The sequence below is a fragment of the Rhizobium rosettiformans genome (assembly GCF_016806065.1).
GTDB lineage: Bacteria > Pseudomonadota > Alphaproteobacteria > Rhizobiales > Rhizobiaceae > Allorhizobium.
Genome location: NZ_CP032405.1, coordinates 2,007,957 through 2,032,266, shown reverse-complemented (window position 1 = coordinate 2,032,266; position 24,310 = coordinate 2,007,957). Strand labels below are relative to the sequence as shown.

Genomic DNA, 24,310 nt, shown 5'->3' with positions numbered 1-24,310 from the left:
TGTGGGGAACCTTTGGCGCGTGAGTGAGAGAGTTGTGCAGCATGAATGCCATGCTCGATAAGGGCGATGGACGGCCCGTCGTCAGCGTTACCGATGCAAGAGTGCGTTTCGGCGCGGTCAAGGCGCTGGATGGCGTCACCCTAGAGATCGGGGCTGGAGAATGCGTCGGCCTGGTTGGCCACAACGGCGCCGGCAAATCCACGATCGTCAACGTCATCAATGGCGGGCTCTCCCCCCATCAGGGCTCCATCCGATACGGTCACGGCAGCGTGGGCCATAGCATCAATGCCGCCCGCGATGCCGGCATTCGCTGTGTCTTCCAGGAGCTGTCGCTCTGCCCGAATTTGACGATCGTCGAGAACACCCGCGTCATGCATCGTAGCCTGAAAGGCTGGGGCTGGCGCAAGCGGGGTGCTGCGCTCATCGAGAGCAAGCTCGAGGAAATCTTTCCCGGCCATTCCATCGACTGCCACGAGGCCGTCGGCACACTCACCATCGCGGAACGCCAGATGGTGGAGATCGCGATCACGTTCTGCGAGATCGGCAGCCCGGTGCGCCTCGTCATCTTGGACGAGCCGACCTCGTCGCTGGATACGCGGCTTGCGGAGCAGTTGCTCGCCTATGTCGAGCGCTTCGTCCGCGACGGCGGCTCGATCCTGTTCATCTCCCACATTCTCGGCGAGATCCTCTCGGTCTCAAGCCGCATCGTCGTCATGAAGGACGGCAAGGTGGTCAGCCAGAGACCGGCCGAGGAGTTTTCGGAGCACGGGCTGATCGAAGCGATGGGCAGCGTGGTGAAGACGCGGCAAGCGCGCACGAACCTGCTGAGGACGGACACGGCAAGTGTGCTGACAGCTGCACCGGTGCGCGGACGCGGCCTCCCCTTCCAGGCCATGAAGGGCGAAATCGTCGGTTTCGCCGGTCTGGGCGGGCACGGCCAGACGGACATGCTGGTCGGCCTCTTCGAGTCCCGAACCGGCAACTGGCTGCGAGCCAATGACCCTGAAGTCGCCTTCGTCGCCGGCGACCGCGCTGTCAATGGCACCTTCACGCTGTGGAGCATCTTGAGAAACCTCAGCATCGGCATCCTGCCGGATCTTTCACGGCTGCAGACCCTGGATTTCGACCGGGAGGAGACGCTGGGGCAGACCTGGAAGGAGCGGATCGGCATCCGCACACCCGACATGGACAATCCGATCCTGTCGCTCTCAGGCGGCAACCAGCAGAAGGTTCTCTTCGCCCGGGCGCTCGCCAGCCGCGCGCCAGTGGTTTTGATGGACGACCCTATGCGCGGCGTCGACTTCGGCACCAAGCAGGAGGTCTATGCCATCCTGCGCCAGGAGGCTGACGCCGGGCGGACCTTTGTCTGGTACTCGACCGAGATGGACGAGGTCTGCCTCTGCGATCGCGTCTATGTGTTCAACAACGGCATGATCGTTGCCGAACTGAAGGGCGACGAGGTGACGGAAGAAAACATCCTTTCCGCCTCCTTCCAGGAGGCCGCATGACGAAGTTCTTCTCAGCCGACGGCCTGCGCCTGCTGATCCCGGCCCTTTCGCTGGTCGGGCTGCTGGCCGCGGTCTTCTATCTCCAGCCGCGGGCTATGAGCTATACCGGGCTCAACCTGCTGTTCAATCTGGCGGTGCCGATCGCGCTCGCCACGATCGCCCAGATGCTGATCATGACGGTCAACGACCTCGATCTGTCGATGGGCACCTTCGTCAGCTTCGTCGCTTGCGTGACGGCGACCTATCTGCAGTCCTCGCCTCTAATGGGTGTCCTCATTCTGATGGCAGCGATCGGCGTCTATGCTCTGATCGGCGTGATGATCCACCTTCGGGATCTGCCGTCGATCGTCGTGACGCTCGGCATGAGTTTCGTCTGGGGCGGGCTTGCGGTTTTGATCCTGCCGGCGCCGGGCGGTGAGGCACCGGGCTGGATCCGCGCAATCATGACGGTGAAGCCGCCGCTCGTCCCGATGGCGATCGTGGCCAGCATCCTGATCGCCGTTGTCAGCCACTATGTCATCATGCGCTCGTCCTTCGGCGTCGTCTTGCGCGGTGTGGGCGGCAACAGCCGCTCGGTTGCGCGGGCCGGATGGTCGATCATCGGCGCACGGGCGGCTGTCTATGGTCTCGCCGGGTTCTTTGCGGTGCTTGCCGGCATGGCGCTGGTGGGGCTGACCACCTCAGCCGACGCCAACATTGCGCTGCGCTATACGCTGCTCTCGATCGCCGGTGTCATTCTCGGCGGCGGTGAATTTGTCGGCGGGCGCGTCTCGCCGATCGGCGCCGTTATCGGTGCACTCACCCTGACGCTGGCCGGCTCATTTCTGTCGTTCCTTAGGATTTCGCCGGACTGGCAGATCGGCGCACAGGGCGCGATCCTGATCCTCGTGCTGACGCTGCGTCTTGCCCTCAATCGCGCCGAAGGCCGGAAGGGCAAGTCATGACCCAGGCACTCTCCACACTCTTCTCCCGGACCTGGATCTGGTCCTTTATCGCAGCCGCCAGCGTCTTCCTCGTCACCATCGTCTTCACGGGCGGGGCGAGCACCGTCGGGCTCGCTCAGGCGGCCCTCACCTTCGGAGCCTTCTCTGTGCTGGTCGGCCTAGGCCAGATGCTGGTGATCACGCTCGGTCCTGGCAATATCGACCTATCGGTTCCTGCCAACATGACACTTGCTGCAACGGTCTCGCTCAAGGTGATGAATGTCGAGAACAGCATGATCCTGACCGGGCTTGTCGTTGCGATCGGAGTCGGGGTCGCGATCGGGATCGGCAATTACGCGCTGATCAAGCTGCTGCGCATTCCGCCGATCATCGCAACGTTGTCGATGAGCTTCATCGTGCAGTCGACGGCGATCTGGACGAACCGGGGACTGCGCATCAAGCCGCCGAGCTGGCTTGCCGACTTCACGACCTCCTCGACGGCGGGCATACCGAATGTAGCACTCGTCGCCTTGGTGCTCTCCGTCATCGTCTGGTACGTCATCAACCGCACGGTCTATGGCCGCTCGATTGCCGCGATCGGCCAGAGCATCCGCGCCGCCCGCATGGCCGGCATCCCGATCGACGGCACGCGGCTCATCACCTATCTGCTCTGCGCCGTGCTCGCCTCGCTCTGCGGTTATCTCCTTGCCAGCTTTTCCGGCGGCGCCGCGCTCAACATGGGCACGGAATATCTCCTGATGTCGATCGCCGTCGTCGTGATCGGCGGCACGGCGGTTGCCGGCGGCAACTCGAATGTTCCGGGGATATGGGGCGCCTCGCTCTTCATGTTCCTTGTCGTTTCGATGCTGAACACCTACGGCTTTGGTGCCGGCATCCGCCTCATTCTCACCGGTCTCATCATCATCGCCGTCATCATGCTGCCGACCACGCGCAGCGCCGGCAAAACCTGAAGCGCTCCAGGACTGTCCCCATGGAAAATCCACACTACGAGATCCGCGACCCCCGCTTCCGCGACCTGCTCGTTTCCAGCGCCGCCCTCGAAGAGCTTTACTCGGGCTGCCGATGGGCCGAGGGCCCCGTCTGGTTCAATGATGGCGGCTATCTGCTGTTCAGTGACATTCCGAACGAACGCGTCCTGCGCTGGGTCGAGGGTGCTGGCACTTCCGTTTATCGGGCGCCGTCGCAGTTCATTAACGGCAATACGCGCGACCGTGAGGGACGTCTCGTTTCCTGCGAACATGGTGGGCGCCGCGTGATCCGCACCGAGATCGACGGCGCGGTTACGACCCTGGCCGATCGGCACGACGGCAAGCGGCTGAACTCGCCAAACGATGTTGTGGTGAAGTCAGATGGTTCGGTCTGGTTCACGGACCCGTCCTACGGCATTCTCTCTGATTACGAGGGCTACAAGGCCGACGAGGAGCAGGTGAGCCGCAATGTCTACCGGCTCGATCCCGCGACCGGCGAGCTCATCGTCATGATCGACGATTTCCTGCAGCCGAACGGGCTCTGCTTTTCGCCAGACGAGACATTGCTCTACGTCGCCGATTCCGGCGCCAGCCACAAGCCAGATGCGCCTCGTCATATCCGCGTCTTTGATGTGACGGAGGGCAAACGACTGACGAACGGACGCGTCTTTGCCCATATCGACAAGGGCATTCCCGACGGCATGCGGACGGATATGGACGGAAATCTCTGGTCGAGCGCTGCCGACGGCGTGCATTGCTTCCATCCCGACGGCACGCTTCTCGGCAAGATTCTGGTCCCTCAGGCGGTCGCCAACCTGACCTTCGGCGGACCGAAGAAGAACCGCCTGTTCATCACGGCCTCGACATCGCTCTATGCGATCTACACCGCGACACGGGGCGCCCAGACGCCCTGAGGAGCGCTCGATTTTCTGAGCAAGCAAGACCGCCCGTTCAGGAGAACGGGCGGTCGCGCGGCATTGCCACGTGTGGGGTATGGCACTACCGGACCGGCCTGGCGGCGGCCGATGAGGCGATTACGTGATCAACACCGATCACGCGATCATGGATTTGAAGGCTTCGGCCTGGCTCTCTACCCAGCTTTCGAAGCTCTGCGGCTCCGTGACCGTCAGCGTTTTGAAGTCACCGGTGATGCCTGCCAGACCGCCGTTTCCGACCATGGTGTCGATAGAGGCAAAGACCCGCGCGACGGGTTCAGGCAGACCGGCTCCGACCATGCCCTGGACGAGACCTTCGACCGGAACATCGATCACGGTGATCTCCTTGCCGGCAGCAGCGGAGATGACGGACGCCATTTCGCGATGCGTGTAGGAAGAGGAACCCGTCAGCGTGTAGACGGTCTTTTCCTTGTCTGCGGCGACGAGCGCCGCAGCAGTCGCGCGACCGATGTCATCGCGTGAAATGTGTGCCACCTTGCCGTCACCGGCCGCCGAATACCAATGGCCCGAGGCAAGTGCGGGGCCAGCGCTCATCATGACGTTTTCGAAATACCAGTTGTTGCGCAGAATGGTCCAGGCCGGCACCGAGCTTGCTTCGATGGCCGCTTCCGTCCCTTCGTGGTCGGGGGCGAAGAGCAGAGCTGAGTTCACTGGCTCTGGCATCGAGGTGTAAAGCAGATGGGCGACACCGGCCTTTTCAGCTGCGGCGACGGCCGCGCGATGCTGAACCAGACGATGTCCCGGACGGTCCAGCGTGTCCGTGCTGATGATCAGCACCTTTTCGGCTTCGGCGAAGGCGGCCTCCATCGATGCGGCATCGTCGAAATCGACCCGGCGCACCAACACGCCCTTTGCAGCAAGGTCTGCCAGTTGCTCCGGCTTGCGGCTGGCAGCGATGATATCGCCTGCGGCTACGCCCGAGGTTTCAAGGAGATGATGGACGACGCGCTGGCCGAGCTGGCCCGATGCGCCGGTGACGAGATATTTCGCGTTCATGGTTCTCTCATTGTCTGATCCCCATACTTTAGGGATGGTTTAATTTATAGAGTAGGTCTAAATTGCAGACCATGCTCCTGCCGTAAAGTAGGCAGTTTTTTAGAACCAGGTTCTGAGGACGGTACCGATGACAGCACATGCGAAGATGAAGACCGATTACACGGCGGCGATCCGTTCGGTGATGGCCATGATCGAGACGCCGGCGAACACGGTTTTCGATGCCGGGAATTGCCCGGTTCGCGATGTCTTTTCCCATATCGGCGACAAGTGGGCTTCCCTTATCCTGCAGACGCTCGGCTACAGGGCACACCGTTTCGGCGAGCTGAAGCGGGCGATCCCGGACATTTCACAGGCGATGCTCACCGGAACATTGCGCAGCCTCCAGCGCGATGGTCTGGTTCATCGCGAGGTCTTCCCGACCCAACCACCAAGTGTCGAGTATAGCCTGACGGAGCTGGGACAATCCCTGCTGGGGCCCGTCGCGGCTCTGGTGGTCTGGACGGCTGAACATCACGGTCGCATCCGCGAGGCACGGGCTCTCTATGATTCCGACAATCCGCCCGTGAAGAAGAAGGTCGCAGCCGCCTGACCGGCATGCTTCGCCGGTCAGGAATTTGCTAACCATGCAGATGAACGAAAACGATACGCAGCACACATAAATTACCCCCCTGATATATGGGGGTATATTATGTTTAGACGATTTCTCTGCGACCGCAGTGGCAATTTCGGCGTCTTGACGGCTATCCTGCTTGTGCCCGTCATCGGAGCCGCGGGCCTCGCCATCGATATCAGCAACGCGCTGACAGTCCGAAGCACCCTGCAGGCAGCCGCCGACGCGGCTGCAATCGCAGCCGTTGCGGAAACCTCCGCCGGCGTCATGCAGGCGATGCAGATGAAATCCGACGGACAGCTGTCGGCAGCGATCGCAGATGCCAAGAAGGTGTTTCTCGGCCACGCCAAGATGTCTCACCACTACGAACTCAAGAATTTCGATGTGGAGGTCGTCAAGAGCGGAACTCAGTTGAAGGCCGTCTTCACCTTCGACGCGACCGTTCCGACCACACTGGCACGGGTCATGGGGCAAAAGGACGTGACCGTCAGCGGCAAGGCCGAAGCCGTCTATCAGACAGACACCTTCCGGGACTTCTACCTGCTTCTCGATAATACGCCGTCCATGGGTGTCGGAGCGACCCCGGCGGATGTCACAAAGATGGTCAACAACACCAGTGACAAGTGTGCGTTCGCTTGCCACATCGTCAAAAACGGTGTCGAGGACACGAACAGTTATTACTACCTCGCCAAGAAACTCGGCGTGACGATCCGCATCGATGTCGTTGCGAAGGCGACGGCGGCCTTGATGGATACGGCCAAGAAGTCGCGCAAGAGCTCCAATCAGTATCGCATGGCCGTCTACACCTTTGGCGAACGGGCCGAGGACACCAAGTTGCTGGAGGTCTCCGCGCTCACCGACAATCTCGATCAGGTTCAGACCAAGGCGTCCAAGATCGGGCTGATGTCGATCCCCTGGCAGGGCTATGACAACGACCAGCAGACCGATTTCGACCGCGCCCTCAAGAGTATCGGCGATCTCATGGGCGCGTCAGGCACCGGCGCTTCTGCGAGTGATCCGGAAAAGATCGTGTTCTTTGTCTCGGATGGCGTGGGTGACGCCTACAAGCCAAGCACCTGCACCAAGAAGACCACCAATGGGCGTTGTCAGGAGCCGATCGACACGACGCAATGCGAAGCCCTGAAGAAGAAGGGTTATCGCATCGCCGTTCTCTATACGACCTATCTGCCGCTTCCCACGAATGACTGGTACAAGAAATGGATAAGCCCGTTCCAGTCCGAAATCCCGACGCGGATGCAATCTTGCGCATCGCCGGGTCTCTATTTCGAGGTGAGCCCGAGCGAGGGCATCGCAGACGCCATGAATGCGCTGTTCCTCAAGATCGTCAGCACGCCCCGGATCACAAGCTGAGAGCGCGATCGGAGAACTCAGCTCCCCGACCTGGGGAAGCCCTGCATTGACACGGTATTGCCATTGCTGAACGCCAGGCCCTCGCGCTCGAAGGCCTCGCGGATCGCGCTGAGCGAGGCTGGCCGTGTCGAACGCTCCCCCTCCCCCTCGATCCGCCTGATCGATGAGACCGATACGCCGGACTGCCGGGAGAGATCTTCGAGGGTCCACTGCAACATGGCACGTCCTGCCCGGATCTGCATCGGCGTCACCGTGGGATCGGTGGCAGATCCGCGATTGCCCAACATGGCAAAGTCCTGATGGCGGATGATCATGCCCAGCCATTCATGCGAGCGTCCGCCTTTGTGAAGGACGGGCACCGCGCGGGCATGAAACCATTCATATTCCCCGTCGGCTCGGCGGATGCGCTGATCGGACCTATAGGGGGAGAGTGAGGCCACGGCTTGTTGCCAGGCGGCGCTCACCGCGTCGCGATCATCGGGGTGCACCGCGCTCAGCCAGTTCCCGTCAAGCATGTCTGTTTCACGCTGCCCGGTCAGCGCCGTCCAGCCATGGGAAAACACGGGCTCGCCAGCCGCCGTCGCGCGCCATTCCATGGTTGCGACTGTGCCGATCAATGCTCTGTAGCGGCCGGTGCTTTCATCCAGCGCCTGGCGGCTCTCATGCTGTTGCGAAACGTCCTGCAGCAGCCCGATGGCGCGGGCCGGGCGTTGCTCGGCGTCGAGCACCACTTCGGACCGAAACTCGATCCAGCGCACGGTCCTGTCACCGCGGATGATGCGGAAATTCCGGTTCACCGGCACGCCCGAGCGTATCAGCGACCATATATCTTCGCAGAATGTGCGATCCTCGGGGTGCACCTGATCAATCAGGTCGATCATTCTAAAGGGTCGGGCCTGCTCGAGCCCGATCACGCGCAGGAGACCCGGACTGCAACTGCAATGACCGGTGACAAGATCACAGGTCCAGAACCCGGTATTGCCGTGTTCTTCCACGAGTTTCAGGAAATGGGTCGACGAGACGCCTGAAATCTTCCTTCCGGCTGCAGACGCGTCTCCGTCCAGTCCGGAAGAAGCATCACCCAGGGCGGTGTCAAGAAAAGTTCTCATTGCAGTTCGGCAAAGTCCATCATGCGTTCGACGGGAAAGGCCTTGAGCTTGGCCTGTCGGCATCTTTTCCCTTGAAAGCGGACGCTAGCGAGGCCGAAGTCTGCCGACAAGTGTGAAGTGAAAGATTGTTCGGCGCGCGTGTCGCCGAAGCCACTGCCGCATGTATCAGCTGACACGCAACCAGCAGGCTTGTTGTTGTCGCACGATCATGGCAGGAAGCTTGCAGACGAGCATCACGAGAGAGCCACTAGCATGTCGAACGTCATCAAGTTCGAGCGCCCGCCCGAAGAAAAGCCGCCGCAGCCGAAAACCAGTCTTTCCCCCTCAATGCGGAAAATCCTGATCTGGGTAGCGATCGTCGCGGCTTTCGGGCTTGCCTGGGCCTATTTTACGCTCTTTGGCGGAGGCGCTGCGGCGCCGGCTTGAGCCAATCCTTTCAGACCGGCTTCACGGCGTTCGGAACCAGCGCTCCCCGGGCACCGATCACTCTGCCCGCCAGTCTGGCACCGGCAGAGACCGCATCCTGAACCGATGCGCCGTTCAGTTCTGAAGCGAGATAACCCGCGTTGAAACTGTCGCCGGCAGCGGTCGTATCGACGAGATGCTTGACCGATGGGACCGAAATGCGGGAGACTTCACCACTGCTGGCAGCAAACGTGACGTCATCGGCGCCGTTCTTGACGATGACCCTTCGAGCCCCTTCCTCCTGGTAACGTTTCGCCGTCGCAGTCGGATCGGCATCGCCAAACCATGTCGCCTCGTCCTCGAATGACGGGAGGCAGAGGTCACTGACAGCCGCGGCACGATGCACCCAGCCGCGCATGGTCTCGGGATTGTCCCAGAGACGTGGCCGGAGATTGGGGTCGAAAACTACAGTGCCGCCCTTGCCCGCGAATTGGCCAAGCGCCTCAATCAGCGTCAGTCGATCCTGGTTCGAGAGAATGGCCAGTGTGATACCGGACCAGTAGGCGAGATCCGCACCCTCGAGCGCGTGATTGAGGGCTGCGGGATCACTCGCGAGCCGCTTTGCGGCACTGTCGTTGCGCCAATAGGTGAAACTGCGCTCACCGTCCTTCAAGGTGATGTAGTAGAGCCCGATCGTCTTGTCGGCCAGGCGACGGACATGCTCGGTCCCGATGCCCTCATTGTTCAGGAAATCGACCATCCTGTCGGAGAGCCCGTCGGTGCCGACGGCGCTCACATAATCGACCTGCCAGTCCTTCCCCAGACTGTGACGCAGATAATAGGCGGTGTTCAGCGTATCTCCGGCAAAACCCATGCTGAGGGTGCCGGGCGAACCCGTCTCCGACAACTCGCCCATGCATTCGCCGATCGATACGATCCGTCCCATCTTTATCCCCCGTCTTGTCGCTTCCAGTTCCTACCTAGCGCGCCAGCCAACCGCCGTCGACGGGCAGGATCGTGCCATGCACATAAGCCGAGGCATCTGAGGCCAGGAAGACTGCGGCGCCACCGAGCTCCTCCGGATTGCCCCAGCGGCCTGCCGGGATTCGCCCGAGAATATCGCCGGATCGCTTGGGATCCTCCCGCAAGGCGGTCGTGTTGTTGGTGACAAAGTAACCCGGCGCAATCGCGTTCACATTGATGCCCTTGGCGGCCCATTCACAGGCCAAAAGGCGGGTAAGCCCCGCGAGGCCGCTCTTGGACGCCGTGTAGGAGGGGATGCGGATGCCCCCCTGGAAGGAGAGCATGGACGCGATGTTGATGATCTTGCCGCGGGCATTGGGGATCATGCGCTTGGCAGCAGCTTGAGAAAGGAAGAAAGCCGTCTTCAGGTTGACGTCCATGACGGCATCCCAGTCGGCCTCGGTAAAGTCGATGGCATCGGCACGCCGGATGATGCCCGCATTGTTGACGAGAATGTCGACCGAGCCAAAAGCGGATACCGCCGCTTCGACGATGTCGTCGACCGGATCGATGGTCGAAAGGTCGGCAGAAAAGGAGGCGAAACGACCACCCGCAGAGCCAATCATGGTCTCGGTTTCGCTCATGCCCGATCGGCCGACGCCGAGAACAGCGGCACCAGCAGCGGCCAGTGCCACGGCAATAGCCTGGCCGATGCCTGTGTTTGCACCGGTGACGATGGCTGTGCGGCCCGAAAGGTCGAAGGATGGTTTCATGATGTTGCTCCCGGAATATCTGGCAAGGGCCGCCTGTTCGATCTAGGCGTCGATGAAAAGCTCGGGATCGAGATCCCCGATATCGTCCAGCTCCTCGGTCATGCGGCCGATATGCTGGCTCATGGCCAGTACCGCCGCGCCGTCGTCGCCTCCACGGATCCCGTCGATGATCGCTGCATGCTCGGCAATGACGATATCCAGCCGCCCCGTGCGAGGCAGAGTGATGAAACGATAGCGGTCGATATGGACCTTGACCTGCGCGATCACCGTCCAGATCCCGGGGTAGCCGGCGATATCGGCGATCAACTGGTGGAATTCGGTGTCGTTCCGGTGGAAAAGCGGAATATCTCCGGCACTGGCCGCCTCTATCAAGGCCGACTGATTGTCTTCGAGCGAACGCAACCGGCTGCCATCCTTCATCGCGGCAATGGCGAGCGAGACAGTGGTCGCCTCAAGCGCCTTGCGGATCAGGATCGCCTCATACAGCGCACGGCGGGGGATGCGGGAGACGAATGTGCCGGACTGCGGATAGATCTCGACGAGCCCCTCATCCGCCAGCCGCAGCAGAGCTTCACGCACCGGCGTGCGGCTGACGCCAAAGCGCTGACCGAGCTGCTTCTCGTTCAGGGTGTCCAGCGGCTTCAACTGGAGGCGGACGATTTCGTCCTGCAAGATCGCATGGATCCGGGTCGCGGCACGTCCGTCACGCGTTCGTCCGCGATGATGTTCGACGGGAACGGTGCGCATTTTCCCAGCGTGCTTCTCTGTCTCCGGCATCTAGCTCCCCCAACTGAAATATTAGTATATCAGTTTCTAAGGCGTGTAAATGTCATGCTTCGTGGAAAGCGCCTCGCTGTGCTGATTGCACAGCAGGCCCAGTGACGTCATCACCACTGTCCTGCAGCGCAACGTCCGCCTCACGGGATGCCCACATCGAAGCCTGCCGCCAAAGGCGCCCGTTGGTCACCGTGAACACGGCGCCGGGTTGGCGCCGTCAGCAACCTCAGCTGAGACCCATGTAGCGACCGGGCTTGTGGTTGATGGCCAGGATCAGATTGGCGATGGCAGCGCCCAGTACCGAAAGCGCCAAGCGGTCGGCCGGCAGCACGAAGAAGGCGATTGCGAAGATCGTCAGGTCGACGCCGAGCTGGAAATAGCCCGCGCGCAGCCCTGTCTTGTCCTGCAGATACATGGCGAGGATGTTGATGCCGCCGAGACCCGTGCGGTGGCGAAAGAGCATCAGCAGCCCCGTGCCGATCAGTCCGCCGCCGATCACGGTGGCGTAGAGTGGATCGAGATGGGAAAAATCGATCCACTGGCCGTTCAGCTTCGACAGGATCGACACAAGCGCCACGGCGGTGAAGGTCCGGAGTGTGAAAGCCCAGCCCATGCGCTTTACCGCCAGGATGTAGAAGGGCAGATTGACGATGAAGAAGATCACCCCAAAGCCCCAGCCACTGACATAGGACAGAAGCAGCGCGAGGCCGGCGCTCGATCCGACCGTCAGCATGGTCTCGGTATAGATCAGCGTCCCGAGGGAGACGAACATCGTACCGGAAATCATCGCGAGCACGTCTTCATAGAGGCGATGGCGCTCGGCGCCCGCCTGGTTCACGGTTGTCGTGGTCATGATCTCAGCCCAGAAGCGGTTTCAAAACAGCGGCGACGCGCGGAATATCTTCGCTCTTCAAGCCCGCAATGTTGATGCGACCAGAGGTCGGCATGTAGATGCCGTGTTCCTTGCGGAGCGCCAGCACATCGGCCTCCTTGAGCGGCAGGAGCGAGAACATGCCCTGCTGCTCGGCGATCTGCGGCGCCAGCTGCCAACCATCCCCGAGGGCTGCCGCCAGTTCGCGGCGGAGGCCATTGAGACGATCGCGCATGCTGTTCAGCTCGTCGATCCAGTCCTGACGCAGGTTTTCGGTGGAGAGAATCGTTCGCACGACGGCCGCACCGTGATCAGGCGGCATGGAATAGCTGGTGCGCGCCATGGTCACGAGGTTCGAGCGGGCGATGTCGGCCGCATCCTGCGTTTCAGCAACGGCAAAGATGGCGCCGGTGCGCTCACGATAGATGCCGAAGGACTTGGAGCAGGAGACGGCAACCAGCGCTTCCGGCACTGCGGCGATGATCGTGCGCAGACCAGCCGCATCTTCCTCGATGCCGGCGCCGAAGCCTTGATAGGCGGAATCGATCAGCGGTACGAGGCGACGCTCGGCCATCACCGCGGCCAGCTCTTCCCACTGGGCCAACGTCAGCGTGGCGCCAGTCGGATTGTGGCAGCTCGCATGAATGAGCACGGCATCGCCACGCGGTGCGCTGCTCAGCGCCTTCATCATGCTGGCGAAACGGACGTCCTGCGTCGGCACATCAAAATAGGGATAGGTCTCGACGCTGAGGCCGGTCGCACCGAAGATACCGGCATGGTTCGGCCAGCTGGGCAGGCCAAGATGGATGCGGCCGCTGCCCGCGCGGGCAATGAGATCCGAGGCGAGACGCAGCGCGCCCGAACCGCCGGGGGTCTGAACGCCCGCGGCAAATTTGCCCTGTCCCTTGCCGCCGACAAGATCCCAGAGCAGGTCGAGGAAGACGCGGTCACCTTCCGGCGCCACATAGGACTTGCTGTCCTGCTTCTCCAACAGTTCCTTCTCGGCCGCCTTGACCGAGCGCATGACCGGCGTGCGACCAAGATCGTCACGGTAGACACCGACACCGAGGTCGATCTTGTCGGCGCGATGATCGGCATTGTAGAGCCCGATCAGGGCAAGCAACGGGTCATTGGGCTGGGAGGCGAGCTTGTCGAACATCGGGGACCTTCGTCAAAGTGCGATTGTGTTGGACGAGAGATATCAAGTTTGCCGCGCAAAGTCTCTGCGGATTTCATGTGCGGCGCCAACTGAACTTAAGACACATTGCCAGAGACGGCTTTTTGGCGATAGAAATTTGCGCCATGACGGACAGTAGAGATCGATAATGGAAGCTGAGAGCGCGACCCTGGACAGGATCGATCGAAAGATCATCGCCTGCCTTCTGGACGATGCGAGCCTGAACAATGCGGAACTCGCAGAACGAGTGGGGCTCACCGCCGCGCCCCTATCGCGCCGGCTCGCCCGTCTCTATACGAGCGGGATCATCCGGCAGGCGATCGTCGTCGATGCGCCGCGGGTGGGCCTCGGCCTGCAGGCCTTCGTGGAAATCACCCTTGATCGCACGACGCCGCAGGTGGGCGAACGCTTCATCGACCATGTCGGCAAACTGCCGGAAGTGGTCGAGATCCATGCCGTTGCCGGCGGGTTCGACTTCCTGCTGAAGATCTCGGTCCGAGACATGACGGACTACAAGCGCCTGATCTGGCAGGAGTTCGATCGCCTGGCGGAGATCAAGACAATCAGGTCGACCATGGTGTTCGACAGTCCGAAGATCTCCTACGGCTATCTGCCATAACGAAAAAGGGCGCCGTATTGGCGCCCTTTGTCATCGCATCAAGCCTTAAAAGCTATCAACCGGCCGTCGTTGCCAACCGACGTTTGGCCATACGGGCGCGGATTGATTCCACATCGGCGCGTGGCGTCGCGGCAAACAGCGTGCGCGTGTATTCGTGCTGCGGATCCGAGAAAACCGCATCGCGCGTGCCGTATTCCACGGCCTCACCGTAGTACATCACCATCACCTCGTCGGCGATGTAGCGCACGACCGAGAGGTCGTGGCTGATGAAGACATAGGTCAAGCCGAACTCTTCCTGCAGGTCGGCAAGCAGGTTCAGGACCTGAGCCTGGACCGAGAGGTCGAGCGCCGAAACGGGTTCGTCGAGCACGAGCAGCTTCGGATTGAGCATCAGTGCACGGGCGATCGCGATACGCTGACGCTGGCCGCCCGAGAACATGTGCGGGTAGCGGTTGTAGTGCTCAGGCCCCAAGCCGACCTTGACCAGCATCTCGGTTGCGCGTTCGCGACGTTCCGCAGCGCTCATCTTGGTGTTGATCAGCAGCGGCTCGCCGAGCACGTCGCCAATCTTCTGGCGCGGATTGAGCGAACCATAGGGGTTCTGGAAGACAATCTGTACCTTCTGGCGCATGTCGGCGGTCAGATGGCCCGGACGCGTATCGACCTTCTGGCCGTCAATGAGGAGATCGCCCGCCGTTGGCTCATCGATGAAGGTCAGAATGCGGGCAAGCGTGGACTTGCCACAGCCGCTCTCGCCGACGATGGCGAGCGTCTTGCCCTTGTCGAGCTTGAAGGACACGCCCTTCACCGCATGGACGATCTTGTCCTCCTTGAACATGCCCTGCGGCACGCGATAGTCGCGCTTGATGTCGCGGATCTCGAGCATCGGGGTTTGTGTGGCGGCGGTCATGCGGCACCTCCCGTTTCAGCGGCGGCCAGGAAGTCGGAGACCGTCGTCAGGCGGTCGCCGGTGGCGTTTTCCGGGAGTGCGGAAAGCAGCGCACGGGTATAGGGGTTCTTCGGGTTTTCGAAGAGCGAGAGCACGTCGGCTTCCTCCATCTTACGGCCCTTGTACTGGACGATGACGCGGTCGGCGGTCTCGGCCACCACGGCCATATCATGGGTGATCATGATCAGACCCATGCCGGTTTCCGTCTGGATCTTCATCAGAAGGTCGAGGATCTGCTTCTGGATCGTCACGTCGAGGGCTGTTGTCGGCTCGTCGGCGATCAGGAGCTTCGGATTGCAGGCGATCGCGATGGCGATCATCACGCGCTGGCACTGGCCGCCCGACATCTGGTGCGGGAAGTGGTTCAGGCGTTCCGCAGGATCCGGCAGGCCCACCAGCTTGAAGAGCTCAATGGCGCGCTCGCGACGCTCCTTCGCTCCAAGGCCCATATGCAGGCGCAGGACTTCCTCGATCTGGAAACCGACGGTGAAGCAGGGATTGAGGCTCGCGACCGGCTCCTGGAAGATCATGGCCACGTCCTTGCCGATCAGCTTGCGCCGTTCGGCGGCCGAGATCTTCTGGATGTCGCGCCCCAGGAATTCCATCTTGTCGGCGGTGATCTTCGCCGTCCACGGCAGAAGGCCCATGACGGCGAGCATGGCGACCGACTTACCGGAGCCGCTTTCGCCGACGATGGCAAGCACTTCACCAGGTGCGACCGACATCGACACGCCATCGACCGCCTTGAACCAACCACTGGCCGTCTCGAACTGGACGGTGAGGTTCTGAATCTCGAGAAGTGCCATGATCAGGACCTCTTCAGCTTGGGATCGAGCGCATCGCGCAGGCCATCACCCATCAGGTTGATGGCGAGAACGGTGATCAGGATGGCGAGACCCGGGAAGGTCACGACCCACCATGCGCGCAGGATGAATTCGCGCGCTTCGGCCAGCATTGTGCCCCATTCCGGTGCCGGCGGCTGGGCGCCCATGCCGAGGAAGCCGAGGGCGGCTGCGTCGAGGATGGCGTTCGAGAAGGACAGCGTCGCCTGGACGATCAGCGGCGCCATGCAGTTCGGCAGGATCGTCTTGAACATCAGGCGGAAGGGGCTTGCACCTGCAAGGCGGGCGGCCGTCACATAGTCGCGCGTCTTTTCCGACATCACCGCTGCGCGGGTCAGACGGACGAAATGCGGCTGCAAGACAAGCGCGATTGCGATCATGCCGTTGGTCAGGCCGGGGCCGAGGATCGCAACGAGCACAAGGGCCAGAAGCAGCGACGGGAAGGCCAGGATGATATCCATCAGGCGCATGATCGCCGTGTCGAGCCAGCCACCGTAGTAGCCGGCGATGACGCCGATTGCGATGCCTGTTGTCAGCGACAGCGTGGTGACGAAAACGCCGATGAAGAGCGAATACTGCGAGCCGTAGATCAGGCGGGACAGGATATCGCGGCCGACCGGGTCGGTGCCGAGCGGATAGCTCCAGTTGCCGCCCTCAAGCCATGCCGGCGGCAGGAGAACTGCGTTGCGGTATTGCTCGAAAGGCGAATGCGGTGCGATGACGCCGGCGAAGACGGCGATCAGCACGAGGGCAACGAAAACGACGAGGCCCATGACGGCACCGCGGTTTTCGGAGAAGTAGAACCAAAACTCGGCCAGCATCTGGCGGCGCATCTGAGCGCTCGAAACCGGCTGGCTGACTGTTGTCTCTGCCATGGGACTTTATCCTTCTAGTGGCGGATGCGCGGGTTGATCAGGCCGTAGAGCAGGTCGACGATGAGGTTCACGACCATGATGATGCCGGCGATCAGGAGGAGACCTCCCTGGATGACCGGGTAGTCACGACGGAACACACTATCGACCATCCACTTGCCGATACCCGGCCAGGAGAAGATCGTTTCGGTGAGAATGGCGCCTGCGAGCATGACGCCGATCTGCAGGCCGATCGTGGTGATGACCGGGATCATCGCGTTGCGCAGCGCATGTAGTCCGACGACGCGAAAGGGCGAAAGGCCCTTGGCGCGTGCCGTGCGGATATAGTCTTCCGACAGGACTTCGAGCATGGCAGAGCGCGTCTGACGGGCGATGACGGCGAGCGGAATGGTGGCAAGCACGATCGTCGGCAGGATAAGATGGCTGGCGGCCGAGGCGAAGGCACCCTTCTGACCAGACAGGAGGCTGTCGATCAGCATGAAGCCCGTGACCGGCGGGAAGAAGTACATAAGCGAGATGCGGCCCGATACCGGTGTCCATTGCAGGATGCCGGAAAACAGGATCATCAGCAGAAGACCCCACCAGAAGATCGGCATGGAATAGCCGACAAGGGCGATGCCCATCATGGTCTGGTCGAAGAAGGAGCCACGCTTGATGGCAGCGATGATGCCGGCAGGAACGCCGATGGCGACGGCCAGCAGGATCGCACAGAGGGACAACTCGACCGTGGCCGGGAACAGCGCGAAGAACTGGTCGATGATCGGGCTTTTCGAGACGATCGATGTGCCGAAATCACCGGTCAGAACGCCACCGAGATAATCGAAGTACTGGATGACGAGCGGACGGTCGAGACCGAGCTGCGCACTGATCTGTGCGTGACGCTCGGGTGACATGACGCGCTCACCGGAGAGCAGCGCGACCGGATCGCCGGGGAGAAGCCGGATGAAAGCGAAGGCAATGATCGAGACGCCGATAAAGGTCGGGATCAAGACGGCGAGCCGTCGCAGGAGAAAGCCAAACATGTGTGAGACCTGTTGTTTTTAAGGAGGTCGAACCACGGCCCCGTGGCCGTTTGAGGTTTGCCACAACCGCTCCGCCTGAGCGTTCGAGCATGACGCGAGATCGGTCTCGTATCAACGACAAACGCCGCGGGCCAAGGCCCGCGGCGAAAGATTGTCTGTTTCGATTACTCGGCGATGTCGACGTTTTCGAAGGTGAAGTCGCCAAGCGGGCTCTGGACGAAGCCAGTGACTTCCTTGCGCATCGGGACGATCGAGAGCGAATGGTCGATCGTGGCCCAAGGTGCTTCGCGCTTGAAGACGAGCTGCGCTTCTTCGTAGAGCTTGGTGCGCTCGGCCTGGTCGGACGTGACCTTGGCCTTCTTCACCAGGGCGTCGAACTCCTCGTTACACCACTGAGCGCGGTTGTTGCCGCCGACGGCAGAGCAGCCGAGCAGCGTGTCGAGGAAGTTGTCCGGGTCGCCGTTGTCGCCGGTCCAGCCGAGCATGACGGCACCGTCACGATCCTTGGCCTTCGAACGGTCGAGATACTCGGCCCATTCGTAGGAGACGATCTCGACGGTCACGCCGATCTTGGAGAAGTCGTCCTGGATGATTTCAGCGGCGCGACGTGCGTTCAGCATGTAGGGACGCGAAACCGGCATTGCCCAGACCTTCATCGAAAGGCCGGTGACACCAGCGGCTTCGAGTTCGGCCTTGGCGGCTTCCAGGTCATACGCGTCGTCCTGAGTGGACTGGTTGTAGGACCACATGGTCGGCGGAATCGGGTTCTTGGCCGGAGTCGCCATGCCCTGGAATACGGCGTCGACGATGGCTTCCTTGTTGATCGCCTTGTTCAGAGCCTTACGGACTTCCGGCTTGTCGAAGGGAGCCTGGGTCGTGTTGTAGGCGAGGTAAGCGACGTTCAGGCCTTCCTGCTCCATCACGGTCAGAGCCGGATCGGACTTCATGGTCTCTACATCGGCAGCGTTCGGGAACGGCATCAGGTGGCATTCGCCAGCCTTGAGCTTCTGGTAGCGAACGGCAGCGTCCGTGGTGATTGCGAAGACGAGATCGTCAATCTTCGGCGCGCCACCCCAATAATCGGCGTTCTTCTTGTAGCGGATGACGGCATCCTGCTGGTAGCCGACGAAGGAGAACGGACCGGTGCCGACCGGCATCTGGTTCAGCTGTTCCTTCTTGCCTTCAGCTTCGAGCTTGTCGGCATATTCCTTCGAAACGATCGATGCGAAAGGCATTGCGAGGTTCGCGAGGAACGGCGCTTCCGGCTTGTTGAGCGTGATCTTGACCGTCATGTCATCGACCTTTTCGATCGACTTGATCAGCTCCGGGAAGCCCATGCCGGCGGCATATTCCCAGGAGGTGCCGGCAACGTACTGGTTCCACGGATGATCGGCCTTCAGCTGACGGTCCAGCGAGAAAAGCACGTCATCGGCGTTGAGATCACGCGACGGAGTGAAGAACTCGGTCGTGTGGAATTTGACGCCCGAACGAAGCTTGAAGGTGTATTCGGTGCCTTCGGCGTTGACTTCATAGCTTTCGGCCAGGCCGGCTTCGGCTTCGGTCGTGCCGGGCTTGAATTCCATCAGGCGGCTGTAGATCGGATGCGCGGAGGCATCGAAGGTCGTGCCGGCGGTGTACATGCCGGGATCGAAGCCTTCCGGCGATCCTTCCGAGCAGTAAACAAAGGTCTTGGCGCTGGCGGCACCCGACAGGAAAGTGGCTGCAGCAAGTGCTGCAGCGGCAAGAGCGAACTTGGTTTTCATGAACAGTCTCCCAAAGGCAAAGGACGAGCGTCCTCGCCGGTTCTTTTGGTCCCGCAGCGCGTGGATCGCGCCCGTGTTTTGTGAAGGTCGGAGTCAACCGGTCTTCCGGCGATCGGAGGGCTTCTCGCGGCACGTCGTATTCTGACAAGCAGCAGAGATCATCCACCCGATCACTGATGCAGTGTCTTATCGCCTTCGGAAACGTTGTAAAGAGAGATTCGGCTCAATTCCGTCACAGAATTGGTCTGGTTTTCGCCATAATCGGCGCCGAGCAGTTTAATTATTTCCTAACACGACAAGTCGCATTTCGAATGCATCAAAAATTAGAGATCTTTGATAGCCATTGAGAATCAAGGAGGGATCCGATGATGCGTCGCAAAAGGGCAAGGGCTCTCCAGCGAGTCGCGGTGGTCTAGCAACGGAAAGAAAATTTATCAACCGATCAAAAAAAACAATGAAACGCAATGCCATCGGCACGGGCGAAAAGGGGAAGGAGGAGAGGCTTGGGGACCCTCTCCTCCTCTCCTTCGGTCACGCTTTGTGGGGAGAGCGACCGAAGAAGAAAGCATAGGCTGCGGGCAGAACCAGAATTGTGAGGACGGTTGCGACGAGAATGCCGCCCATCATCGCGTAGGCCAGCGGTCCCCAGAAGATGCCGCGCGAAATCGGGATCAGCGCGAGGACTGCGGTCAGCGCCGTCAGCATGATGGGGCGGAAGCGGCGGACAGCCGATCCGATGATCGCTTCACGCCGTTCCATGCCAGCTGCGATGTCTTGGTCGATCTGATCGATCAGGATGATCGAGTTGCGGATGATGATGCCAAGCAGGGCAATGACGCCGAGGATTGCGACAAATCCGAAGGGAGCGCCTGAAATGAGGAGTGCGGCGGCGGCCCCGATGATGCCGAGCGGTCCGGTCGCCAGCACCAGCATGGCCTTGCCGAAATGCTGCAACTGGATCATCAGCAGCACCACAATGACCAGCAGCATGATCGGCGCCTTGGCCGCGATCGAATCCTGGCTCTCGGCGCTGTCCTCTGCTCCGCCCTGGATCTCGATCGCGTAACCGGCAGGCAGGCTGTCGCGCAAGGACTGCATCTCATCGAACATCTTCAAGGTCACATCGTTCGACTGCACATCATCCGGCAAGGTGGCCCGCACCGTGATCGTCGGCAAACGGTTGCGACGCCATTCGATGCCCTGCTCCAGCTTCGGCACGACCTTGGCGATCTGCGACAAGGGGATGAAGGCGCCGAGATCCGTCGGGACATAGATCGAGTTGACAGCCGTCAACAGGCGGCGGCTATCCTCCGGCTCCCGGGCCACGATCGAGATCGTTTCCTCACCGGCGCGAACGTCTGCGAGCGGCGCACCGCTCATCGTCGCCTGCAGCATCTGACGCAGGCGCTGTGACGAGACGCCGAGGGCACGGGCACGATCCTGGTCGACGACCAGCGTCATCGCGGGGACCGGCTCGAGCCAGTCATCATGGACAGCCTGCAAAACGGGGTTCTGGTTGAAGCGCGCCTTCACCTGATCGGCAATGCGGCGAACCTCGTCCCGCTCCGGTCCGCTCACACGCATCTGCACGGCCCAACCGGTCGGCGGCCCCAGGAAGAGCCGATCGACCTTGCCCCGCACTGAGGGAAAGTCTTCCGCCAGCTTCATGCGCAGCTTGGTGATCAGGCGTTCGCGCGCATCCTCATCCCTCGCCATGACCAGAAGCTGGGCATAGTTCGGATTGCGCAGTTGCTGGTCGAGCGGCAGGAAGAAGCGCGGCGCGCCCTCGCCCACATAGGTCGCGACAAAGCGCTGATCCTGATCGGTCAGGAGTTCCGCTTCGAGGCGCCTGGCCTCGGCCTCGACTTCCTTGATCGAGGTTCCCTCTGGCAGCCACACGTCCACAAGGATTTCCGGGCGCGACGATTGCGGGAAGAAGTTCTTCGGAATGAACTGGAAGGACCAGAGGCTTAACGCAAAGATGGCGAGCGTCGAGCCGATCACGATGATGCGGTGTTCTACGGCCCAGGAGACGGTTGCGCGGAGGCGACGGTAGAAGCTGGTGTCGAAAGCGTCGTGATGGCTACCGGCATGGGCCCTCTGCTTCAGGATCATGTAACCGAGCCAGGGCGTGAAATAGACGGCAACGAACCAGGAAATGATGAGCGAGATGCCCACGACATAAAAAAGCGAGCGGACATATTCACCAGCAGTCGATTCCGCGAAGCCGACCGGGATGAAACCGGCCGTCGTGATGAGCGTTCCGGTCAGCATCGGAAAGGCTGTCGAGGAATAGGCGAAACTCGCCGCATCCAGCTTCTCGAGCCCCTCCTCCAGTTTTCGCTCCATCATCTCCACGACAATCATGGCGTCATCGACCAGAAGGCCGAGCGCGATGATCAGGGCACCGAGCGAGATGCGCTGCAGGTCGAGCCCGAGTTCGTACATGACGGCGAAGGTTGCGGCGAGCACCAGCGGGATGGCAATCGCAATCACCAGGCCAGAGCGCCAGCCGATCGAGACGAACGAGACGACGAGCACGATCAGCAGGGCTTCGCCGAGTGCCTTCATGAATTCCCCGATCGCCTCGCGAACCACTTCCGGCTGGTTCGAAATCTGCGATACCTCCAGGCCGATCGGCAGGGTCGCCTCGAAACGCTCCAGCGTCTCCTCCACGGCATCACCGACATCGGTCACCTTGAAGCCCTTGGCCATGACGACGCCGACCTGGACGGAATCCTTGCCGTTGAACCTGAATTTGCGCTGATAGGGATCCTCGAGACCTTCGGTGACGGTGGCGATGTCGCCCAGACGCGTGACTTGGTTGCCGGAATTGAGACGAAGTTCTCGGATGTCTTCCGCGGCGGAGAAACCGCCGTCTACGGATATGCGAACCGATCGTGACCCCGTGTCGATACTCCCGGTGGCGTCGATCGCATTCTGGCCGGCAAGCGCACTCTGCAGATCGGTGAAGGTCAGCCCACGTTCGGCGAGCGCCTGGGAGGATACCTCGATGAAGATCTTCTGCGGCTGATCGCCGAGGATCACGGCCTTTTCGACGCCCTCTGTCGACAACAGAACATCGCGCGCCTGAATCGCATATTGCTTCAGCTCGGGATAGCTGTAGCCATCGCCGGTCAGGGCATAGAGCGTGATGTAGGTATCGCCGAACTCGTCATTGAAGTAAGGGCCCAACAACCCTTCGGGCAGCTCGTTTTCGATGTCGCCGACTTTTTTACGCACCTGATAGAAGGCGTCGGCCACGTCGTTGGCATCGGTGTTGCCCGTCACCTGCAGCGTGATGATGGCCGAGCCCGGCCGGGTGTAGGACTTGACCCAGTCCAGATAGGGCGTCTCCTGCAGCTTGCGCTCGATCTTGTTGACGACCTGATCCTGCATATCGGTAAGCGATGCGCCCGGCCAAAAGGCCTGCACCACCATGACGCGGAAGGTAAAGTCCGGATCTTCCTTCTGGCCCATGCGCATCAATCCGAAGAGACCGGTGAGGATGATCAGACCGAAGAGGAAACGGGCAATGCTGGGATGGGCGATGGCCCAACGGGACAAGTTGAACGAGCCCGGTTCGACAGGAGAGTTTGTCATGATTGAAATGTCCCGAAGGTAGGGGGCGCGCTGGGCTTACCGGGTGGCGGCGTCGGGCGTGACGGTGGCGGTCGCCGGATCAGCCTCGGCCGACCGCGACAGGTTCTCGTTGGCCAGCCGAACTTTCATGTCTTCCGCCATGAACTGCGTGCCTGCCACGACCACGAGGTCGCCGGGTTTCAAGCCTGCAGACACCTGGATCCCCGTATCGGAAAACGTATCGATGGTGACCGGTCGCGCATGAACGGTCGCCGCGGTGCGGTCGACGGTCCAGACTTTCGGCTGCTTGGCAGCATCCTGGGCAAGGGCGGACAGCGGCAGCTCGAACAGATTCTTGTCCGACGGCGCAAGCGCCGTGACACGCGCGGTCATGCCGAGCAGGATCTGCGGATTTTCGGGAAGCGTGATGCGCACGGCAAAGGTTCGCGACGTAGCATCCGCACTGCCGGCAACTTCGCGAACGGTTCCCTTGAGGGCAAGGCCATCCTTCGACCAGAAGCCTACCTCGACCTGCTTGCCTGGAGCGAATGCGAAGATCTCATTCTCCGGCACTGCGATCAGCGCTTCCTTCTCGCCGTCGGCGGCGACCGTGACAACAGGGCTGCCTGCTGCCACGACCTGGCCTGCATCAGCACTGATGGCGGTGACGATGCCCGGCTTGTCGGCCTTCAGCTCGCCATAGGCGACCTGGTTTCGCGCCTGCTCCAGCGACGAACGCTGGCTGTCGCGGGTGGCGAGGGCCTGGTTATAGGTGAGTTGCGCCTGCTCGAGCTGCGCCTTGGTCGTCACCTGCTGGCGGTAAAGGGCATCGGCGCGCTTGAGAGCGAAATCGGCCGTTTCCAGCTGGCGGTCGGCTGCGGCAAGGCTCGCCTCGGCACTGCGCATCTGCAACTGGTAATCCGTCACGTCGAGACGCGCCAGCACGTCACCCGGCATCACACGATCGCCGATATCGACCAGGCGCTCGATGATCTTGCCGGCCACCCGAAAGCCGGCGGCAGCTTCGCTGCGCGCCTTTACCGTTCCGGAATAGCGCAATTCGCGCGCGGTCGAGGGCGCCTCGACCTCGATCACCTTCACGGGGCGAAGGCTTGGCTGCTCCACCGTTTCCGCACCGCCTTCCGTGCAGGCGGCGAGCCCGAAGGCGGCGAAAAGGGACAATGCACTCAGGGACAGGCGGACGCTGGCGGACATAGTGGTTCCTCCCCGGCG

22 protein-coding genes are annotated in these 24,310 nt (G+C 61.3%); 8 read left to right on the top strand and 14 right to left on the bottom strand.

Annotated features, from left to right (window positions below; all coding sequences use genetic code 11):
• The first annotated feature begins 41 nt into the window (after positions 1-41).
• Genes D4A92_RS09800 through D4A92_RS09785 form a run of 4 tightly spaced genes read left to right on the top strand, consistent with a single transcriptional unit; the run spans position 42 to position 4,334 of the window.
• A complete protein-coding gene (locus tag D4A92_RS09800) occupies positions 42-1,508 on the top strand; it encodes an ATP-binding cassette domain-containing protein (protein ID WP_203019584.1) in 1,467 nt (488 codons plus the stop codon).
• Positions 1,505-2,452, top strand: a complete 948-nt coding sequence (locus D4A92_RS09795) for an ABC transporter permease (protein WP_203019582.1) — start codon at positions 1,505-1,507, stop codon at positions 2,450-2,452. Before D4A92_RS09800 ends, D4A92_RS09795 begins: the two co-directional genes overlap by 4 nt.
• Positions 2,449-3,402, top strand: a complete 954-nt coding sequence (locus D4A92_RS09790) for an ABC transporter permease (protein ID WP_203019580.1) — start codon at positions 2,449-2,451, stop codon at positions 3,400-3,402. Before D4A92_RS09795 ends, D4A92_RS09790 begins: the two co-directional genes overlap by 4 nt.
• Positions 3,403-3,422: 20 nt before the next feature.
• Positions 3,423-4,334: an SMP-30/gluconolactonase/LRE family protein gene (locus D4A92_RS09785; protein WP_203019578.1), complete on the top strand. Its 912-nt coding sequence runs from the start codon at positions 3,423-3,425 to the stop codon at positions 4,332-4,334.
• Between the two features lie 138 nt (positions 4,335-4,472).
• Here the strand turns inward: D4A92_RS09785 and D4A92_RS09780 are convergent, their stop codons facing one another.
• Positions 4,473-5,372, bottom strand: a complete 900-nt coding sequence (locus D4A92_RS09780; protein ID WP_203019576.1) for an SDR family oxidoreductase — start codon at positions 5,370-5,372, stop codon at positions 4,473-4,475.
• Between the two features lie 181 nt (positions 5,373-5,553).
• Between D4A92_RS09780 and D4A92_RS09775 the strand changes: the two genes are divergently transcribed.
• Entirely contained in the window at positions 5,554-5,961 is a 408-nt protein-coding gene (locus tag D4A92_RS09775) for a winged helix-turn-helix transcriptional regulator (protein WP_246754102.1), read from the top strand.
• A gap of 99 nt (positions 5,962-6,060) precedes the next feature.
• Positions 6,061-7,353 carry a TadE/TadG family type IV pilus assembly protein gene (locus D4A92_RS09770; protein WP_203019572.1) on the top strand — a complete coding sequence of 431 codons (1,293 nt, stop codon included), beginning with the start codon at positions 6,061-6,063 and terminating at the stop codon, positions 7,351-7,353.
• 17 nt (positions 7,354-7,370) lie between these two features.
• On the opposite strand, the gene D4A92_RS09765 is transcribed toward D4A92_RS09770, so the two are convergent.
• Positions 7,371-8,234, bottom strand: coding sequence for a PAS domain-containing protein (locus D4A92_RS09765; protein ID WP_246754058.1), 864 nt, complete (start codon positions 8,232-8,234; stop codon positions 7,371-7,373).
• A 480-nt stretch (positions 8,235-8,714) separates the two neighbouring features.
• Between D4A92_RS09765 and D4A92_RS09760 the strand changes: the two genes are divergently transcribed.
• Positions 8,715-8,888, top strand: coding sequence for a hypothetical protein (locus D4A92_RS09760; protein WP_203019570.1), 174 nt, complete (start codon positions 8,715-8,717; stop codon positions 8,886-8,888).
• A gap of 10 nt (positions 8,889-8,898) precedes the next feature.
• Here the strand turns inward: D4A92_RS09760 and D4A92_RS09755 are convergent, their stop codons facing one another.
• The 5 genes from D4A92_RS09755 to D4A92_RS09735 form a co-directional block, all read right to left on the bottom strand.
• On the bottom strand, positions 8,899-9,813 hold the full coding sequence (locus D4A92_RS09755) for a sugar kinase (protein ID WP_246754057.1): 915 nt from the start codon (positions 9,811-9,813) through the stop codon (positions 8,899-8,901).
• A gap of 34 nt (positions 9,814-9,847) precedes the next feature.
• Entirely contained in the window at positions 9,848-10,603 is a 756-nt protein-coding gene (kduD, locus tag D4A92_RS09750) for a 2-dehydro-3-deoxy-D-gluconate 5-dehydrogenase KduD (protein WP_203019568.1), read from the bottom strand.
• A gap of 42 nt (positions 10,604-10,645) precedes the next feature.
• Positions 10,646-11,380: a GntR family transcriptional regulator gene (locus tag D4A92_RS09745; protein ID WP_246754056.1), complete on the bottom strand. Its 735-nt coding sequence runs from the start codon at positions 11,378-11,380 to the stop codon at positions 10,646-10,648.
• A 226-nt stretch (positions 11,381-11,606) separates the two neighbouring features.
• Positions 11,607-12,233 (bottom strand): YitT family protein, encoded by a 627-nt coding sequence (locus D4A92_RS09740; RefSeq protein WP_203019567.1) that lies wholly within the window; start codon positions 12,231-12,233, stop codon positions 11,607-11,609.
• 4 nt (positions 12,234-12,237) lie between these two features.
• Positions 12,238-13,410 (bottom strand): amino acid aminotransferase, encoded by a 1,173-nt coding sequence (locus tag D4A92_RS09735; protein WP_203019566.1) that lies wholly within the window; start codon positions 13,408-13,410, stop codon positions 12,238-12,240.
• Positions 13,411-13,576: 166 nt separating this feature from the next.
• Between D4A92_RS09735 and D4A92_RS09730 the strand changes: the two genes are divergently transcribed.
• Entirely contained in the window at positions 13,577-14,047 is a 471-nt protein-coding gene (locus tag D4A92_RS09730) for an Lrp/AsnC family transcriptional regulator (RefSeq protein WP_203019565.1), read from the top strand.
• A 55-nt stretch (positions 14,048-14,102) separates the two neighbouring features.
• Here the strand turns inward: D4A92_RS09730 and D4A92_RS09725 are convergent, their stop codons facing one another.
• From D4A92_RS09725 to D4A92_RS09695, 7 genes are all read right to left on the bottom strand, one after another.
• Complete coding sequence (locus D4A92_RS09725; RefSeq protein ID WP_203019564.1) at positions 14,103-14,957, bottom strand: dipeptide ABC transporter ATP-binding protein; 855 nt, start codon at positions 14,955-14,957, stop codon at positions 14,103-14,105.
• On the bottom strand, positions 14,954-15,802 hold the full coding sequence (locus tag D4A92_RS09720; protein WP_203019563.1) for an ABC transporter ATP-binding protein: 849 nt from the start codon (positions 15,800-15,802) through the stop codon (positions 14,954-14,956). Before D4A92_RS09720 ends, D4A92_RS09725 begins: the two co-directional genes overlap by 4 nt.
• Positions 15,803-15,804: 2 nt before the next feature.
• On the bottom strand, positions 15,805-16,713 hold the full coding sequence (locus D4A92_RS09715; protein WP_006727900.1) for an ABC transporter permease subunit: 909 nt from the start codon (positions 16,711-16,713) through the stop codon (positions 15,805-15,807).
• Between the two features lie 14 nt (positions 16,714-16,727).
• Positions 16,728-17,732: an ABC transporter permease subunit gene (locus D4A92_RS09710; RefSeq protein WP_006727901.1), complete on the bottom strand. Its 1,005-nt coding sequence runs from the start codon at positions 17,730-17,732 to the stop codon at positions 16,728-16,730.
• A gap of 164 nt (positions 17,733-17,896) precedes the next feature.
• Positions 17,897-19,495, bottom strand: coding sequence for an ABC transporter substrate-binding protein (locus D4A92_RS09705; protein ID WP_203019562.1), 1,599 nt, complete (start codon positions 19,493-19,495; stop codon positions 17,897-17,899).
• A gap of 531 nt (positions 19,496-20,026) precedes the next feature.
• Positions 20,027-23,098, bottom strand: coding sequence for an efflux RND transporter permease subunit (locus D4A92_RS09700; RefSeq protein ID WP_203019560.1), 3,072 nt, complete (start codon positions 23,096-23,098; stop codon positions 20,027-20,029).
• A 36-nt stretch (positions 23,099-23,134) separates the two neighbouring features.
• Positions 23,135-24,292: an efflux RND transporter periplasmic adaptor subunit gene (locus D4A92_RS09695; RefSeq protein WP_203019558.1), complete on the bottom strand. Its 1,158-nt coding sequence runs from the start codon at positions 24,290-24,292 to the stop codon at positions 23,135-23,137.
• Positions 24,293-24,310: the final 18 nt, after the last annotated feature.

Coding starts and splice junctions, on each gene's coding strand:
- D4A92_RS09800 (WP_203019584.1), top strand. CDS start 42: ATGAATGCCATGCTCGATAAGGGCGATGGACGGCCCGTCGTCAGCGTT.
- D4A92_RS09795 (WP_203019582.1), top strand. CDS start 1,505: ATGACGAAGTTCTTCTCAGCCGACGGCCTGCGCCTGCTGATCCCGGCC.
- D4A92_RS09790 (WP_203019580.1), top strand. CDS start 2,449: ATGACCCAGGCACTCTCCACACTCTTCTCCCGGACCTGGATCTGGTCC.
- D4A92_RS09785 (WP_203019578.1), top strand. CDS start 3,423: ATGGAAAATCCACACTACGAGATCCGCGACCCCCGCTTCCGCGACCTG.
- D4A92_RS09780 (WP_203019576.1), bottom strand. CDS start 5,372: ATGAACGCGAAATATCTCGTCACCGGCGCATCGGGCCAGCTCGGCCAG.
- D4A92_RS09775 (WP_246754102.1), top strand. CDS start 5,554: ATGGCCATGATCGAGACGCCGGCGAACACGGTTTTCGATGCCGGGAAT.
- D4A92_RS09770 (WP_203019572.1), top strand. CDS start 6,061: ATGTTTAGACGATTTCTCTGCGACCGCAGTGGCAATTTCGGCGTCTTG.
- D4A92_RS09765 (WP_246754058.1), bottom strand. CDS start 8,234: ATGATCGACCTGATTGATCAGGTGCACCCCGAGGATCGCACATTCTGC.
- D4A92_RS09760 (WP_203019570.1), top strand. CDS start 8,715: ATGTCGAACGTCATCAAGTTCGAGCGCCCGCCCGAAGAAAAGCCGCCG.
- D4A92_RS09755 (WP_246754057.1), bottom strand. CDS start 9,813: ATGGGACGGATCGTATCGATCGGCGAATGCATGGGCGAGTTGTCGGAG.
- kduD (WP_203019568.1), bottom strand. CDS start 10,603: ATGAAACCATCCTTCGACCTTTCGGGCCGCACAGCCATCGTCACCGGT.
- D4A92_RS09745 (WP_246754056.1), bottom strand. CDS start 11,380: ATGCCGGAGACAGAGAAGCACGCTGGGAAAATGCGCACCGTTCCCGTC.
- D4A92_RS09740 (WP_203019567.1), bottom strand. CDS start 12,233: ATGACCACGACAACCGTGAACCAGGCGGGCGCCGAGCGCCATCGCCTC.
- D4A92_RS09735 (WP_203019566.1), bottom strand. CDS start 13,410: ATGTTCGACAAGCTCGCCTCCCAGCCCAATGACCCGTTGCTTGCCCTG.
- D4A92_RS09730 (WP_203019565.1), top strand. CDS start 13,577: ATGGAAGCTGAGAGCGCGACCCTGGACAGGATCGATCGAAAGATCATC.
- D4A92_RS09725 (WP_203019564.1), bottom strand. CDS start 14,957: ATGACCGCCGCCACACAAACCCCGATGCTCGAGATCCGCGACATCAAG.
- D4A92_RS09720 (WP_203019563.1), bottom strand. CDS start 15,802: ATGGCACTTCTCGAGATTCAGAACCTCACCGTCCAGTTCGAGACGGCC.
- D4A92_RS09715 (WP_006727900.1), bottom strand. CDS start 16,713: ATGGCAGAGACAACAGTCAGCCAGCCGGTTTCGAGCGCTCAGATGCGC.
- D4A92_RS09710 (WP_006727901.1), bottom strand. CDS start 17,732: ATGTTTGGCTTTCTCCTGCGACGGCTCGCCGTCTTGATCCCGACCTTT.
- D4A92_RS09705 (WP_203019562.1), bottom strand. CDS start 19,495: ATGAAAACCAAGTTCGCTCTTGCCGCTGCAGCACTTGCTGCAGCCACT.
- D4A92_RS09700 (WP_203019560.1), bottom strand. CDS start 23,098: ATGACAAACTCTCCTGTCGAACCGGGCTCGTTCAACTTGTCCCGTTGG.
- D4A92_RS09695 (WP_203019558.1), bottom strand. CDS start 24,292: ATGTCCGCCAGCGTCCGCCTGTCCCTGAGTGCATTGTCCCTTTTCGCC.